This is a genomic window from Mesorhizobium sp. Cs1299R1N3 (assembly GCF_037179625.1).
Taxonomy (GTDB): domain Bacteria; phylum Pseudomonadota; class Alphaproteobacteria; order Rhizobiales; family Rhizobiaceae; genus Mesorhizobium; species Mesorhizobium salmacidum.
The window spans coordinates 1-13,718 of sequence record NZ_JAPYKQ010000018.1 but is presented as its reverse complement, the minus strand read 5'-3'; the positions used below and the strand labels follow the sequence as shown (position 1 = coordinate 13,718).

Here is a 13,718-nt window from a genome sequence, read left to right as displayed (position 1 = left end):
AACGCGGATTCATTTGACGAAGCGGCGCTGAGCCGATTAGCTTTCTCTCCCAGGGATGGCAGCGCTGCCACCGGGGTGAAAGCAGACAATGAACATCGGCGGCTGGCTGAACTTCAGGAGCCTGAATCAGGAAGGCATTGTCTTTGCCATAGCGGTGGTGCTGTTCGTTGCCGCGGCTATAGGCCTGCCTGGCTTCATCGATCCCAACAATCTTGTCGCCATCGTCCGCTCGGTCTCGGTGCTGGGTATTCTGGCGCTGGGCATGGCGGTCGTCATCATCGGCCGCGGCATTGACCTGTCGGCGGTGGCGATCATGGCGATGTCGGTCGCCTGGTATCTGCAACTGCTCAATACCGGAACGCCGGATGGACTGGCCTTCACCTATGTGCTGGCCGGCGTGCTCGCCATCGGCCTGCTCAACGGCTTTCTCGTCGCCTACGCCGATGTGCCGGCGATCTTCGTCACGCTGGCGACCGGCTCCTTCGTCTTCGGCTATGTCCGTTCGCAATTGATCACCCAGGACGCGGTGCCGGTGCCGCAGGGCCATTGGGTGGAACTGCTCGGCGGCCTGCGCTTCCTCGACGTCCCGATCGAGGTGTTCGTCTTCGCGGGTCTCGCCTTCCTGTTCTTCCTGTTCCTGCGCTACACCAAATGGGGCCGCTATATCTATTTCGCCGGCGACAATCCGGTCGCGGCGCGCAATATCGGCATTCCGGTACGGCCGATGCTGGTGCTGCGCTATGTGCTGTCCGCTTTCGTGGCACTGATCGCCGGCCTTTTGACCGCGGCCAGCCTGCATTCGATCAACACGCGCGTCGTCAATTCGACGCTGCTCTACGACATCGTGCTGGTGGCGGTGATCGGCGGCATCGGGCTGTCGGGCGGGCGAGGCGGGGTGCGCAACGTGCTGGTCGGGGCAGCACTCATCGGCATCCTGCTCAACGCCATGACTATCATCGATATTCCGCTGCTCTACCAAAACCTGATCAAGGCGGCGATCCTGCTTGGCGCCATCATCGTCGACGGCATCATCAATCCACGTGACGAACAGACAGCGCAGCAGGGCGACATTTAGAGCAGATGGGCTAGCCCATCTTGCTCGGGGTACCCGGCGCGATCGGGGGCGATCGGCCGGCAATGAAAACCGAACCAGAGGATGACACATGAAACTGATCAGAACACTCATGGCGGCGGCCACGGCCCTTGCCGTCACCGCCTTCGTGGCACCGACCTTCGCCGCGGACGATCCAGGCCCCGCTGCCTATGCGCAAGCGCTGAAAGGCAAGCGCGTCATGCTGGTGCCGCTGGCGATGGGCTTCGACCTGGCGCAGGGCTGGGCGCATTACCTGAAGAAGGAGGTCGAGGCCTGGGGCGGCACGTTCGAGACGCGTGATCCGAACTGGGTGGTCGATGCCGGAGCGCAGGCGATCACCGATGCGATCTCGTCGGACACGAGGCCCGATGTGCTGATCATCCATGCGCCGGACCTCAACTCCTATTCCAAGCTGATGAAGAAGGCGCAGGCCGCCGGCACCTATGTGATCCTCGTCGACAATCCGGCGAATTTCCCCGCCGACGCCTTCGTCGGCAGCGACTGGGACCGGCTCGGCCAGCTCGAAGCGGAGGCCGCGATCAAGGGCTGCGGCGAGAACTCATCCAAGAAGATCGGGCTGGTGCAGGGCGACCAGGCCAACTCTTCCAGCCTCTACCAGTATGCCGGCATCATGAAGGTGCTGGACAAGCATCCCGACTTCAAGGTCGTGGCCAAGCCCGACTCCAACTGGGATGCCACGACCTCGCGCAACGTGACGACGACCATGCTGCAGCAGAACCCGGACATCTGCTCGATCATCGACTTCTGGGATGGTGACGCGACCGGCGCATCCGCCGCGATCCGCGACGCCAAGCTCGACGGCAAGGTGTTTTTGGTCACGACCGGCGGCGGCGAAAAGGCGGCCGACTGCGACAAGCTGCAGGACGGCACTTACGGTGCCGTTGTCATGACGGAACTTGCCCGGCAGTCGGGCGACATAAACGCTATCATCAAATTCCTGCTGCAGAGCGGCCAGCCGGCCGGCACCTCGCACACCTACATCTATACGCTGGAGAAGGCGACGACGAAGGCCGATCTCAAGCCGGACAGCTGCTGGGACCTGAAGGCGCTGCAGGCCGAAGCGGCGGCGAAGTAAGCCGATTGCCTTCAACCGATATCAGCAAGGTGGCCGGACAATTCCGGCCACCTCTTCTCTTTCCTTGTTCTCTCGTGCCCGCAGTGACCTGATGACCTTTCGCGAACGCCTGCAGTCCTGGCGCTACAATCTCGTGCCCGACCATCTGGTCGGCGAGATCCTGACCAAGCGCTGGACCGACAACGCCATTCCGTTCCTGGCGCTGGTGGCGACGCTCGGCGTATTCGGCTCGATCATTCCAGGCTTCTTCAAACTCTCCTCGCTGCAGGAATCGACCCGGCAACTCGGCGAATTCTCGATGGTGGTCACCGGCATGACGGTGGTGATGCTTGGCGGCGGCATCGATCTCTCGGTCGGCTCGATCTTCGCGCTGTCCTGCTTTTCCGCGGTCTATGTCTTCTTCATCCTCGAACAATCGATCTGGCTGGCGCTGGCCGCCTCGCTCGCCACCGGTCTCGTCTTCGGCGCGATCAACGGCTATCTCGTCGGGTACCTGCGGCTGCGTGCCTTCCTCACCACGCTGGTCACCTTCATCTTCGGACGGGCGCTGTTCGACATCCTGGTCACCACCTATGCCGCCGACGTACAGCTTTCGACCGCTACGTCCGACGTGCTCGATTTCATCGGCGACAGCACTTTCTGGGGCCTGTCCGTTTCGGTGTGGCTGGCGATCATCCTTGCCATCGTCACCCATATCGCGCTGACACGCTCACGTCCCGGCTGGCATGTGCTGGCGGTGGGTGGCTCCCGGCGCTCGGCGCACAATGCCGGCATCCGGGTGCGCCGCACCGTGTTCATGACCTATGTCTTTTCCGGTTTCTGCGCCTCGATCGGCGGCTTTCTCATCGCTTGCCGCCTGAGCGGGGCAGGGCCGGGCACAGGCCTCAACCTCGAGATCATGGCGCTGACGGCGGCGGTGGTCGGCGGCGTCAGCCTCGGCGGCGGGCGCGGCTCGGTGATCAAGGGCCTGATGGGCGCCATCATCGTGCTCACCATGACCAATGGGCTGATCCGGCTTGGCTACGGCACCGGCACCAACCAGATGGTACTGGGCATCATGCTGGCGGTGGCGGTGACCATCGACATCCGCTGGCTGAAGAACCGCCACAAGGTGCTCAACGAGGTCTATGTCGCGCCGGTCTATCTCAAGATGGGCAAAACACAGTCCGCGGTGCCGGGCTCCGGCACGCCTTATGCCCTCGACAACCGACTATCGGCTGCGGACCATATCGGGCTCGGTGAGCTGGAAGGGCCAGAAGACGTCATCCTCGACCGCGATGACAATCTCTATTGCGGCACGCGCCATGGCGAGATCGTCCGCTTCTTCGCGCCGGACTATGTCAGGTCGGAAGTGTTCGCCCATATTGGCGGGTTTCCGCTGGGGCTGGCTTTCGACAAGTCGGGCAATTTGATCAGCTGCGTCGGAGCCATGGGGCTGTATTCGGTTTCGCCGCAGCGCGAAGTGAAACGGCTGTCGGCGGAGACGTCGCGCTCCTGGACGTCGATCGTCGACGATGCGCGGCTGCGCGATCCCAATGATTGCGACATCGCGCCGGATGGCCGCATCTATTTTACGGACTCGACCAAGCGGTATGATGCCCATGATTGGGCGCTGGACTCGATCGAAAACCGCGCCACAGGCCGGCTGCTGGTCTACGATCCCAGGGATGGGTCGACGAAGACGCTGCTCGACGGCTACCGCTACACCAATGGTGTCTGCATGGCGCATGACGGCAAGTCGCTGTTCTTCGCCGAAAGCTGGGCCTGCCGGGTGCACCGCTATTGGCTGGACGGGCCGAAGGCCGGCACCGCCGAATGCGTCATCCGCGACATGCCGGGTTATCCCGACAACATCAACCGGGCGTCGGACGGCAATTACTGGATGGCGTGGCTGGGCATGCGCACGCCGAGCTTCGACCTCTCGCTGCGCCATCCCGACATGCGCAAGCGCATGACGCGCCGGCTGCCGCAGGACGAATGGCTGTTTCCCAACATCAACACCGGCGGCGTGGTGAAATTCAACGAAAAGGGCGGCATCGTAGAGGCGATGGGCGACTTGACAGGCGGTGCGCACCCGATGGTCACCTCGATGCGCGAGCACAAGGGATATCTCTTCGTCGGCGGCATCCTCAACAATCGCATCGGCCGCTACAAAATTGCCGGCGCCGACCCGAGCTGGACCAGCCCCGCCTCCTACTGGGGAGCGAAGCCATGATCCTCGATCCGATCCTGGATATGTTTCGTGGCAAGGCGGTGACCATCCCGCCGCTCGACGGCGCCTTCCGCCCCAACACGCGGCTCGATGATGCGCCGGCATTCGCCGAGCTGACCGAGCCGGACAATCTGCTGCTTGCCGATGGCCGGCTGCTGGCCTCCAGCGGCAACGCCGTCTGCGCGATTACTGTCGGTGTAGCACCTGTCGCAGTCGAGATCTTTCCGTCTCCAGTCACGGCGCTGGCGCTGTCGCCTTCAGGCGAACTGACGGTGGGGCTGGAGAGCGGCAAGCTGTTGATCGCGGGCAGGGAGTTGTCCTTGCCGGCAGGGATTGGCTGCATCACCGCGCTTGCCTATGCAGGAGATGGTACGCTGTGGCTGGCCAATGGTTCGGCCGAATTCGCGCCGTCGCAATGGGCCGCCGACCTGATGAAGAAGGGCGCGTCCGGTTCGCTTTGGGCGCGGGCGGCGGGTGGTGAGTTCCGCAAAGTGGCCGGCGACATCGCCTTTCCCTATGGGCTGCATCCAGTCGGGCGAAATGTGCTGGTCAGCGAAAGCTGGCGCCACCAGCTTGTCCGCTTCGATGGCGCGACCGGCAACCGCTCGACGGTGCTGACGCATCTGCCCGGCTATCCCGCGCGGCTGTCGCCTGCTGGCGAAGGCGGGGCGTGGCTGACGCTGTTCGCCCCACGCAACCGGCTGATCGAATTCGTGCTGCAGGAGACGCATTACCGTCAGGACATGATCGACCAGGTGCCGCCGGCCTACTGGATTGCCCCGGCGCTGGCATCAAACCGCAGTTTCCTCGAGCCGCTGCAATGCGGCGGCATCCGCACGATGGGCATTCACAAGCCGTGGTCGCCCAGCCGCTCCTACGGGCTGGTGGTCCGGCTCGACCGGGAGATGCAACCACAATTCAGCCTGCACAGCCGCGCCAACGGCACGCGCCACGGCATCTGCAGCGTGGTGGAGAAAGGCGGCGAGCTGTTCATTGCTTCCAGGGGTGGCGATTGCGTGCTGGCCGTCGACCTTGCCTCGGGAGGTTTCTGATGGAACCGATCGTTCGCCTCGAAAACGTCACCAAGAATTACCGCGGCGTGCCCGCGGTGAAGAACGTCAGCTTCGAGCTACGCAAGGGCGAAATCCATGCGCTGCTCGGCGAGAATGGTGCCGGCAAGTCGACACTGACCAAGATCATCGCCGGTGTGGTCGATGCCACGTCGGGCAAGATGTTCCACAAGGGGCGGGAGATCGCCTACGCCTCGCCGCATGCGGCGCTCGAGGCCGGCATCGCCATGGTGTTCCAGGAGACCAGCCTGGTGCCGTCGATGACGGTGGCGCAAAACCTCTATCTCGGTACTGAAAAATTCCTCAACCGGCTGCGTGGCACGTATATTTCAGCACAGCAGTTCCTGCAGTCGCTGAATTTTCCGGTCGATCCCAACGCCATGGTGGCGACGCTGGGCGCCGCCAAGCGGCAGATGGTCGAGATCGCGCGCGCCGTGCACCACAATGCCGAGATCATCATCTTCGACGAGCCGACGGCGACGCTGACGCCAGAGGAGAAGCGGCATTTCTTCGCGCTGATCCGGCGGCTGAAGGCGAACGGTGTGTCGATCGTCTTCATCAGCCATGCTCTCGAAGAGGCTCTGATGATCGCCGACCGCATCACCATTCTGCGAGACGGCGAACTGGTCATCACTGACGACACATCAACCTTCGACCGCGACAAGATCGTCGCCGCCATGGTTGGGCGAACGCTGTCGGGACAGATTTATCGCCAGCGCGACGAAGCCAAGCTGCGCAAGGCCGGCAAGAAGGTGCTCTCGGTGCAGGACATCTCGATGAGCAATGTCGTGCGCAACAATTCCTTCTCGATCTTCGAAGGCCAGATCACCGGCGTGTTCGGGCTGATCGGTTCCGGCCGCACCGAGACCTTCAAGATCGTGTCGGGCATCTACAAGCGCGATTTTTTGCGCGGTGGGGCGATCGAGCTGGACGACAGGCCGGTGCGCTACCTCGTACCGAGCGAAGCGGTGGCGGACGGCATCGTCTATGTCACCGAGGACCGCAAGAGCGAAGGTATCTTCGAAACGATGGGCATTGCCGAGAACCTGTTCGGCGGGCTGCTGGCGGCGGGCCGCGAACAGGCCTGGGTGATCAACCAGCAGGAGATGCGTCAGCTTTCGGCCGAATGGACCAAGACGCTGAACATCAAGGCGATCAACGACAATGCGCGCGTGGTCGAGTTGTCCGGCGGCAACCAGCAGAAGGTGGTGATCGGCAAGGGGCTGGTACAGAAGCCGCGCATCGTCATATTCGACGAGCCGACGCGCGGCGTCGATGTGGGCGCCATCGCCGAGATCCACCAGATCATCAACAGGCTGGCCGGCGAGGGCCTCGCGGTCGTTGTCATCTCGTCCTATTTGCCGGAGATCATGAACCTGTCGGACCGGATTCTCGTGTGTCGGCAGGGCCGCATCGTCGAGGAGTTTTCCCCGGCGGAGGCGACGGAGGAGAAGATCATGTATGCGGCGGTGCATTAGGGTGTGTTCGAGGAATACCCGATATGTCTGACAATCTTTGCTGCAGACTTCGGAGATTAGCCGACACGACGATCACTTCGTCATCCTGGGGCGAAGCAAGGAGCGAAGCGACGCGGCGCAGACCCCAGGATCCATGCCGGGACTCCGGTGCGTTGCCACGGGGCAGGATTCTGCTCCGCTGCGCTCTACAACTAAGGTCGCGGCATGGATCCCAAGGTCTCCGCGACGGAGCTTCGCTCCTGCTTCGCCCAGGGATGACGAAGTTTTAGGTGCTTCGGCCAACCTTCAAGGTCCCGTGCATTGAGCGCCAAAACTGAGTCAAAAAAGTTGGTTAGCCGTATTTGCTCGAGACGTGATTCGACGGCCTAATTCATCGATACAGACGAAAGGACCAGACCATGGCCACCACAAGACTCCTCAGCGACGCCGAGGTGGAGAAGATCCCGGTAGTGAAGGCGGTGTTCGACGACATCAGGGCGACGCGCAAATCGGACTTCGTCAACAATTTCTGGCGGGGGCTCGCCAATGATCCGGCGGCGTTGAAGCGCATCTGGGAGCAGCTGAAGATGGTGATGGTCGCCGACAGCGCCATCGACCCACTGACCAAGGAAATGATCTATATCGCGGTATCGACGGCCAATGGCTGTTCCTACTGCGTTCATTCGCACACGGCGGCAGCGCGGACCAAGGGCATGACCGATGTACAGCATGGCGAACTGATCTCGATCATCGGGCTCGCTGGCCAGACCAATCATCTGGTCACGGCCATGCAGATCCCTGTCGATCCGCAATTCGAGGTGAAGTGAGGGAGCTTCCGGGCAGGACTTCCATGGACAAAGTCACAACATTTCCAATTTCGCTCCGCGGATACGAGATCGAAGGGCTGGCTGGTATTGACGCGTCGAGGCTGGTGCCGCTGTACCAGGCCTGCTCGGACTATGTCGTGCTGGAAACAGGTCAACCGCCCAATGCGGCCAATGCAAAGGAAGAGTTTGAGAGCTTTCCACCGAACAGGGTGGAAGCAGACAAGTTCGTATTCGGATTGAAAACAATCAGTGGTGAACTTGTCGGATTGCTGGCCTGTGATCGCGATTATCCGCGCGCGGGGTGCTGGTGGATTGCATAGCTTATGATCGACAAAGCGTTTCGTAGGGGAGGGTTGGGGCGGGTACTTTGCCACGACTTTTTCAGATGGCTGAAGTCCCAGCAGGTCGAACGCGTGGAACTCGGCGTGATCACCGAGAATGAACAAGCCCTTCGCTTTTGGCAAGGACAAGGCTTCGAACAGGTGCGGTTGGCAGGGCCGGTCACTATCGGTGCCAAAACGCATATGGTCCACGTCCTGGGCCGGCTGCTGTGAACACGCCATGCGTTCGGCAGGCGTGGAAGGAAAATTTGTCCCCAGCCTGTTAAGGAAGTGACATGTAACGGCTCTAAGGAGACCCCACGCGAAGTCGCTCGCCGGTGGTTTTTCCGGCAGCCGGCTTTCGCAGTGGAGCCGGCATGAAAATCGTCCAGATCACCGATACCCATTTCAGCCCGACCAAGCCGCATTTCAACGGCAATTGGGAGCCGCTGGCCGCGTGGATCGCGCAAAGCGGCGCCGATCTCGTCATCCACACCGGCGACCTCAGCGTCGATGGCGCCGACAAGGATGCCGACATCAGCTTCTGCATGGACCTGATGCGGGAGATTTCGGTCCCGATGCTGCTCGTGCCTGGCAATCACGATGTCGGCCATCTGCCCGGCTCGTTGCAGCCGGTCAATGCGGAACGTCTTGAGCGCTGGCGCCGGCTGGTCGGTCCCGATTACTGGATGGAGGACGCTGGAAACTGGCGATTTATCGGCCTCGACAGCCTGCTGATGGGCTTTGATGATGCCGAGGAAGAGGCCCAGTTCGAATGGTTGCGGACTGTGCTGGAAAGCCGCGGCGGCCCTCGCGTCGCGCTTTTCGCCCACAAGCCGTTGTTCATCGATCAGCCGGGTGAGGGCGACACCGGCTATTGGAGCGTCAGGCCGGCACAGCGCCAGCGTCTTTATGACCTGATCGGTTCCCATGATGTTGCATTGTTCGCCAGCGGTCACCTGCACCGGGCATGGCAAGGCAAATACGAAAACACCGCGCTGGTATGGGGGCCATCGGCAGCCTTCGTCGTCGGCGACATGGAGCGCGACATGCCGGGCGAGCGGCTGCTCGGTGCGGTCGTGCATGATTTCGGCGACGCAGTCACCAGCGAGATCGTCGCAATCCCAGGTATGAGCGTCCCCCTCCTCGACGACGTGGTCGAGGAGGTCTACCCGCACGAGGCGCACAAGGTCCGCGGGAAGGTCGCATCATGAGCGCGCTCTCGCTTCGCGATCTGAACAAGTCCTTTGGCGGCAATGCCGTCCTGAACGGCGTCAGCCTCGACGTCGAAGCGGGCGAGTTCATCGCCTTGGTCGGCCCCTCGGGCTGCGGCAAAAGCACCCTGCTGCGCATCCTCGCGGGCCTTGATCATGCCGACAGCGGCGAGATTTTCGTCGGCGGCAAGGACATGTCGGCGGTCGCCGCGGCCGATCGCAACATCGCCATGGTGTTCCAGTCCTACGCGCTCTATCCGCATCTGACGGCCAGCCAGAACATCGCGGTTCCACTGGCCATGAAGCGGCTGAGCCGGACGCAGCGGCTGCCGTTGGTCGGCTCGGTCCTGCCGGGCCAGAAAGAGATCCGCGCCGGGATTTCGCGCGATGTCCGCGAGATGGCAACCGTGCTGAAGATCGATCATCTGCTCGACCGCAAGCCGGGACAGATGTCGGGCGGGCAGCGGCAGCGCGTGGCCTTGGCACGCGCCATGGTGCGCCACCCCAGCATCTTCCTGATGGATGAGCCGCTTTCCAATCTCGACGCCAATCTGCGCGTCCATGCCCGCGGCGAGATCGTCGAACTGCACCGCCGCGCCGGCGTGCCGACGCTCTATGTGACGCATGACCAGGCCGAAGCGCTTTCGATGGCCGATCGCGTGGCGGTGATGATTGGCGGCAACCTGCTGCAGCTGGCCGCGCCCGAAGCGATCTACAACGATCCCGCCCATATCGAGGTTGCGCGCTTCGTCGGCCAGCCAAGGATCAACGTCATACCGGCGCTCGCCGAAAACGGTCGGGTCAGTTTCGAGGGCATCAGGCTGGCCTTGCTGGAGAAGGTGGCGAATGGCCCGGTCAGCCTCGGCATCCGGCCTGAATTCGTCAAACTGTCTCCCAGCGGGCGGAGCGGCCTTGCCGGGCGGATCGAGCGTCTGGAATTCCTCGGGTCGGAGGTCGTTGCCTATTGCCGGCTCGACGCGACCGGCGACATCGTCATCGCCAAGCTGGCGCCGCACGAGGCGAGGGAGCTCATTGCGGGAATGCCGGTGGTTGTCCTTCTGGCACCTGAACAGGCGATGGTCTTCGGGCCGGAGGGGCGGCGGCTGCGCACCGCGAGTGCTACGCCCGCACGCCAGGAGCCGGCCTATGTCTAGTATCGCGCTGGCGGGCAATGTCCCGAGCGCCGCGGCCCTCCACAGGCGCAGCGAGGATCGCACCGCCTGGCTGCTGGCGGCTCCGGCGATCGTGCTGTTGCTGCTGTTCGTGCTGCTGCCGGTGGTCGCCGTTATTTTTCTCGGCTTCACCGATTTCGAGCTCGGCTATGGCAAATTTCGCCTGGTCGGCTTCGAGAACTACGCGCATCTCCTGACCGACCGCACCTTCCGCAGATCGCTGTGGAACACGTCAGTCTATACCGCGATCGTTGCGCCGGTCTCGATCGTGCTCGGTCTCGGCGTTGCCTTGCTGATCGAAGGCGAACCGCGCGCGCGCGGCTTCTTCCGCACCGTCTATTTCCTGCCTGTGGCTTCGCTGATCGTCGCCATGGCGACTGTCTGGCAGTACCTCTTCCATCCGACGATCGGACCGCTCAACGCGCTGCTTGCGCTCGCCGGCATTCCCGGTCCGAACTGGCTCGGCGCCTCGAGCACCGTGCTCTACAGCCTGTCGATCATCGGCGTCTGGCAGTCGGTCGGCTTCAACATGGTGTTGTTCCTGGCGGGCCTGACGGCGATCCCGCGCGAACTCTATGCCGCCGCACATGTCGACGGCGCGAAATCGGCGCTCGACCGGTTCTTCCTGGTCACCTGGCCGATGCTCGGGCCGACGACGCTGTTCGTCGTCACCATCAGCATCACCAATGCGGTGAAGGTCTTCGAAACCGTGAAGATGCTGACCGATGGCGGCCCCAACAAGGCCTCCGAAGTGCTGCTGTTCACCATCTACCAGGAAGGTTTCGTCTATCTGCGCGTCGGCTATGCCTCGGCAATGACGGTCGTCTTCCTGGCGATCCTCGTCGTGCTGATGCTTCTCCAATACCGCGTGCTCGACCGGCGGGTGCACTACACATGACCAGCATCCCGGCCGGCCGCATCATCCGTTTCGCGCTGCTTTCGCTCGGCGCGCTGATGATCCTTGCGCCTTACATCTTCATGATCTCGACCGCGGGCAAGACGCAGAGCGACATCTTCACTTCGTCGCTGTCGCTCATCCCCGAGCATTTCTATTTCGCCGAGAATTTCGCCAAGGCGCTGAGCAAGGTGCCGATGGCAACGCTGCTGTGGAACGGCGTTGTCGTCTGCGGCCTGATCTTCTTCTTCCAGGTGCTGGTCGCCATTCCTTGCGCCTACGCCATGGCCAAGCTGAAGTTCCGCGCCGCTCGGCTGATGATGGTGCTGGTCATGCTCGGCCTGCTGGTGCCGATCCATGCCACGGCGCTGCCGCTCTACGTCGCCTTCGACAGGATGTCGCTGCTCAACAGCTACACCTCGCTGGTGGCGCCGTTCACCATCTCGGTGTTCGCGATCTTCATGTTCCTGCAGTTCTTCCGCGCCATGCCTGACGACCTCATCCACGCGGCGCGGCTCGACGGCATGTCCGAACTCGGAATCGTCGCGCGCGTCATCGTCCCCAACGCCTGGCCGGCCGTCACCGCGTTCGCGATCTTCTCGGTGGTCGCGCACTGGAACGATCTCTACTGGCCGCTGATCGTCGTCAGCAAGCAGGGCTACGCCACGCCGCCGCTCGGCCTGATGTATTTCCGCGCCGCCGAGGCAGGCGACGACTATGGCGCGCTGATGGCCGCCACGCTGATCATCACGCTTCCACTCGTCGTCGCCTTCCTGTTCGCACAGAAGCGCTTCGTCGAAGGCATCACCATGACCGGTCTCAAAGGCTGACCGGGTCGAACCAGGAGCACGAGCATATGAAGCAATTTCCCAGGATTCTCGCAGCGGCGGCGGTTTCGCTGGCGTTCGCCCTTCCGGCCTATGCCGACACGACGCTGACGGTTCATTACCCGATGCCCGGCTTCTTCAAGAACGTGATGGACACGATCTCGAAGAAGTTCATGGAAGAAAATCCTGACATCAAGATCCAGTTCGCCAGCCCGTCCGCCACCTATGAGGAAGGCATCCAGACCATCCTTCGCCAGGCCGGCACCGACGAAATGCCCGACATCACCTTCATCGGACTCAACCGCCTGCGGATGCTCAACGAGCGCGACGTTGCCGTCGATCTTGGCCCGCTGGTCAAGAAGGAAGGCAATATGGCGGAGCTCGGCTTCTCCGACACGATCCTGAAGCTGGCGCAGGTCAACGGCAAGCAGGTCGGCCTCGCCTTCGCCACCTCCAACCCGATCATGTATTACAATGCCGACCTGGTGAAAGCCGCGGGCGGCGATCCGGACAATCCGCCCAAGACCTGGGACGAGGTCATCGCGCTCGGCGGCAAGATCAAGGCGCTCGGCAATGGCGTCGACGGCATCGATTTCCGCTGGCAGGGCGACGACTGGATGTTTTCGGCGCTGCTGTTCGGCGCTGGCGGAAAGATGCTGAACGAGGACGAAAGCAAGGTCGCCTTCAACGGGCCGGAGGGCGAGAAGGCAATGGAAATCCTGCAGCGGATGGTGAAGGAGGGCGGCATGCCGGTCTTCACCAAGCCGGCGGGCGAGCAGGCTTTCGCGGCCGGCAAGGTCGGCTTCGAATTCCAGACCACCGGCGCCCTGGTCAACACCATCAAGAATGTCGGTGACAAGTTCACGCTGCGCACGGCCAAGATCCCGCTGATCGATCCAATCAACGGCCATCTTCCGACCGGCGGCAACGCCGTGGTCATCCTGACCAAGGATGCGGCAAAGCAGGACGCCGCCTGGAAGTTCGCGAAATTCGCCGCTGGTCCCTACGGCGCATCGGTCGTCGTGCCCGGCACGGGCTATGTCCCCAACAATGAGCTCGCGGCGAAAGCGCCGGAATATCTCGGCGATTTCTACAAGAAGAACCCGCTCTTCCAGGCCGGGCTCAGCCAGATGCCGCGGATGATACCGTGGTATGCTTTCCCGGGCACCAACGGTGTGAAGGTGACGCAGACCATCGTCGACAATCTGTCGCGGATCGTCGACCAGTCGGCGACCCCGAAGGAAGCGCTCACTGACGCGGCAAGCGATGTCGAAGGCATGCTGCCGACGCAGTAAGGGCTGTGGTCTTCCCTTCTCCCCTTGTGGGGTCCGAAGGGCGGGCGAGGCCCGTGACTCGCCCAGGAAGGTGGCCTCGCGAAGCGAGGTCGGATGAGGGATATTCCAGGGAACGGTTGTGTGCGTCAAGTTCTGCAAAATTGGGCGGCCATGGTGCTGGTCATGCGGCTTGGCGTAGAGCGAGTTTTTTGTGCTCGCGCAGATCGTCCATATTGATGTATCGGTTGGCCTCCATCCAGT

13 protein-coding genes are annotated in these 13,718 nt (G+C 62.5%); all 13 read left to right on the top strand.

Annotated features, from left to right (window positions below; all coding sequences use genetic code 11):
• Positions 1 to 88: 88 nt before the first annotated feature.
• The 13 genes from O7B34_RS26755 (at position 89) to O7B34_RS26695 (ending at position 13,478) form a co-directional block, all read left to right on the top strand.
• Positions 89 to 1,075, top strand: coding sequence for an ABC transporter permease (locus O7B34_RS26755; protein WP_337148844.1), 987 nt, complete (start codon positions 89 to 91; stop codon positions 1,073 to 1,075).
• Positions 1,076 to 1,163: 88 nt separating this feature from the next.
• Entirely contained in the window at positions 1,164 to 2,189 is a 1,026-nt protein-coding gene (locus O7B34_RS26750) for a sugar ABC transporter substrate-binding protein (RefSeq protein ID WP_337148842.1), read from the top strand.
• A gap of 91 nt (positions 2,190 to 2,280) precedes the next feature.
• The gene (locus O7B34_RS26745; protein WP_337148841.1) at positions 2,281 to 4,404 is read left to right on the top strand and encodes an ABC transporter permease; all 2,124 of its coding nucleotides are present in this window, start codon (positions 2,281 to 2,283) and stop codon (positions 4,402 to 4,404) included.
• Complete coding sequence (locus O7B34_RS26740) at positions 4,401 to 5,453, top strand: hypothetical protein (protein WP_337148840.1); 1,053 nt, start codon at positions 4,401 to 4,403, stop codon at positions 5,451 to 5,453. Before O7B34_RS26745 ends, O7B34_RS26740 begins: the two co-directional genes overlap by 4 nt.
• Positions 5,453 to 6,949 (top strand): sugar ABC transporter ATP-binding protein, encoded by a 1,497-nt coding sequence (locus O7B34_RS26735; protein WP_337148839.1) that lies wholly within the window; start codon positions 5,453 to 5,455, stop codon positions 6,947 to 6,949. The genes O7B34_RS26740 and O7B34_RS26735 overlap by 1 nt, the downstream gene beginning before the upstream one ends.
• Before the next feature lie 398 nt (positions 6,950 to 7,347).
• Positions 7,348 to 7,755, top strand: a complete 408-nt coding sequence (locus O7B34_RS26730) for a carboxymuconolactone decarboxylase family protein (RefSeq protein WP_337148838.1) — start codon at positions 7,348 to 7,350, stop codon at positions 7,753 to 7,755.
• Between the two features lie 23 nt (positions 7,756 to 7,778).
• Entirely contained in the window at positions 7,779 to 8,075 is a 297-nt protein-coding gene (locus O7B34_RS26725; protein WP_337148836.1) for a hypothetical protein, read from the top strand.
• A gap of 3 nt (positions 8,076 to 8,078) precedes the next feature.
• Complete coding sequence (locus O7B34_RS26720) at positions 8,079 to 8,309, top strand: GNAT family N-acetyltransferase (RefSeq protein ID WP_337148835.1); 231 nt, start codon at positions 8,079 to 8,081, stop codon at positions 8,307 to 8,309.
• A 143-nt stretch (positions 8,310 to 8,452) separates the two neighbouring features.
• Positions 8,453 to 9,289 carry a metallophosphoesterase family protein gene (locus O7B34_RS26715; RefSeq protein WP_337148834.1) on the top strand — a complete coding sequence of 279 codons (837 nt, stop codon included), beginning with the start codon at positions 8,453 to 8,455 and terminating at the stop codon, positions 9,287 to 9,289.
• Positions 9,286 to 10,443 carry an ABC transporter ATP-binding protein gene (locus tag O7B34_RS26710; RefSeq protein WP_337148833.1) on the top strand — a complete coding sequence of 386 codons (1,158 nt, stop codon included), beginning with the start codon at positions 9,286 to 9,288 and terminating at the stop codon, positions 10,441 to 10,443. Before O7B34_RS26715 ends, O7B34_RS26710 begins: the two co-directional genes overlap by 4 nt.
• Entirely contained in the window at positions 10,436 to 11,359 is a 924-nt protein-coding gene (locus O7B34_RS26705; protein ID WP_027141535.1) for a carbohydrate ABC transporter permease, read from the top strand. Before O7B34_RS26710 ends, O7B34_RS26705 begins: the two co-directional genes overlap by 8 nt.
• Positions 11,356 to 12,186: a carbohydrate ABC transporter permease gene (locus O7B34_RS26700; protein WP_337148832.1), complete on the top strand. Its 831-nt coding sequence runs from the start codon at positions 11,356 to 11,358 to the stop codon at positions 12,184 to 12,186. Before O7B34_RS26705 ends, O7B34_RS26700 begins: the two co-directional genes overlap by 4 nt.
• A 26-nt stretch (positions 12,187 to 12,212) precedes the next feature.
• The gene (locus O7B34_RS26695; protein ID WP_337148831.1) at positions 12,213 to 13,478 is read left to right on the top strand and encodes an ABC transporter substrate-binding protein; all 1,266 of its coding nucleotides are present in this window, start codon (positions 12,213 to 12,215) and stop codon (positions 13,476 to 13,478) included.
• The last annotated feature ends 240 nt before the right edge of the window (positions 13,479 to 13,718 follow it).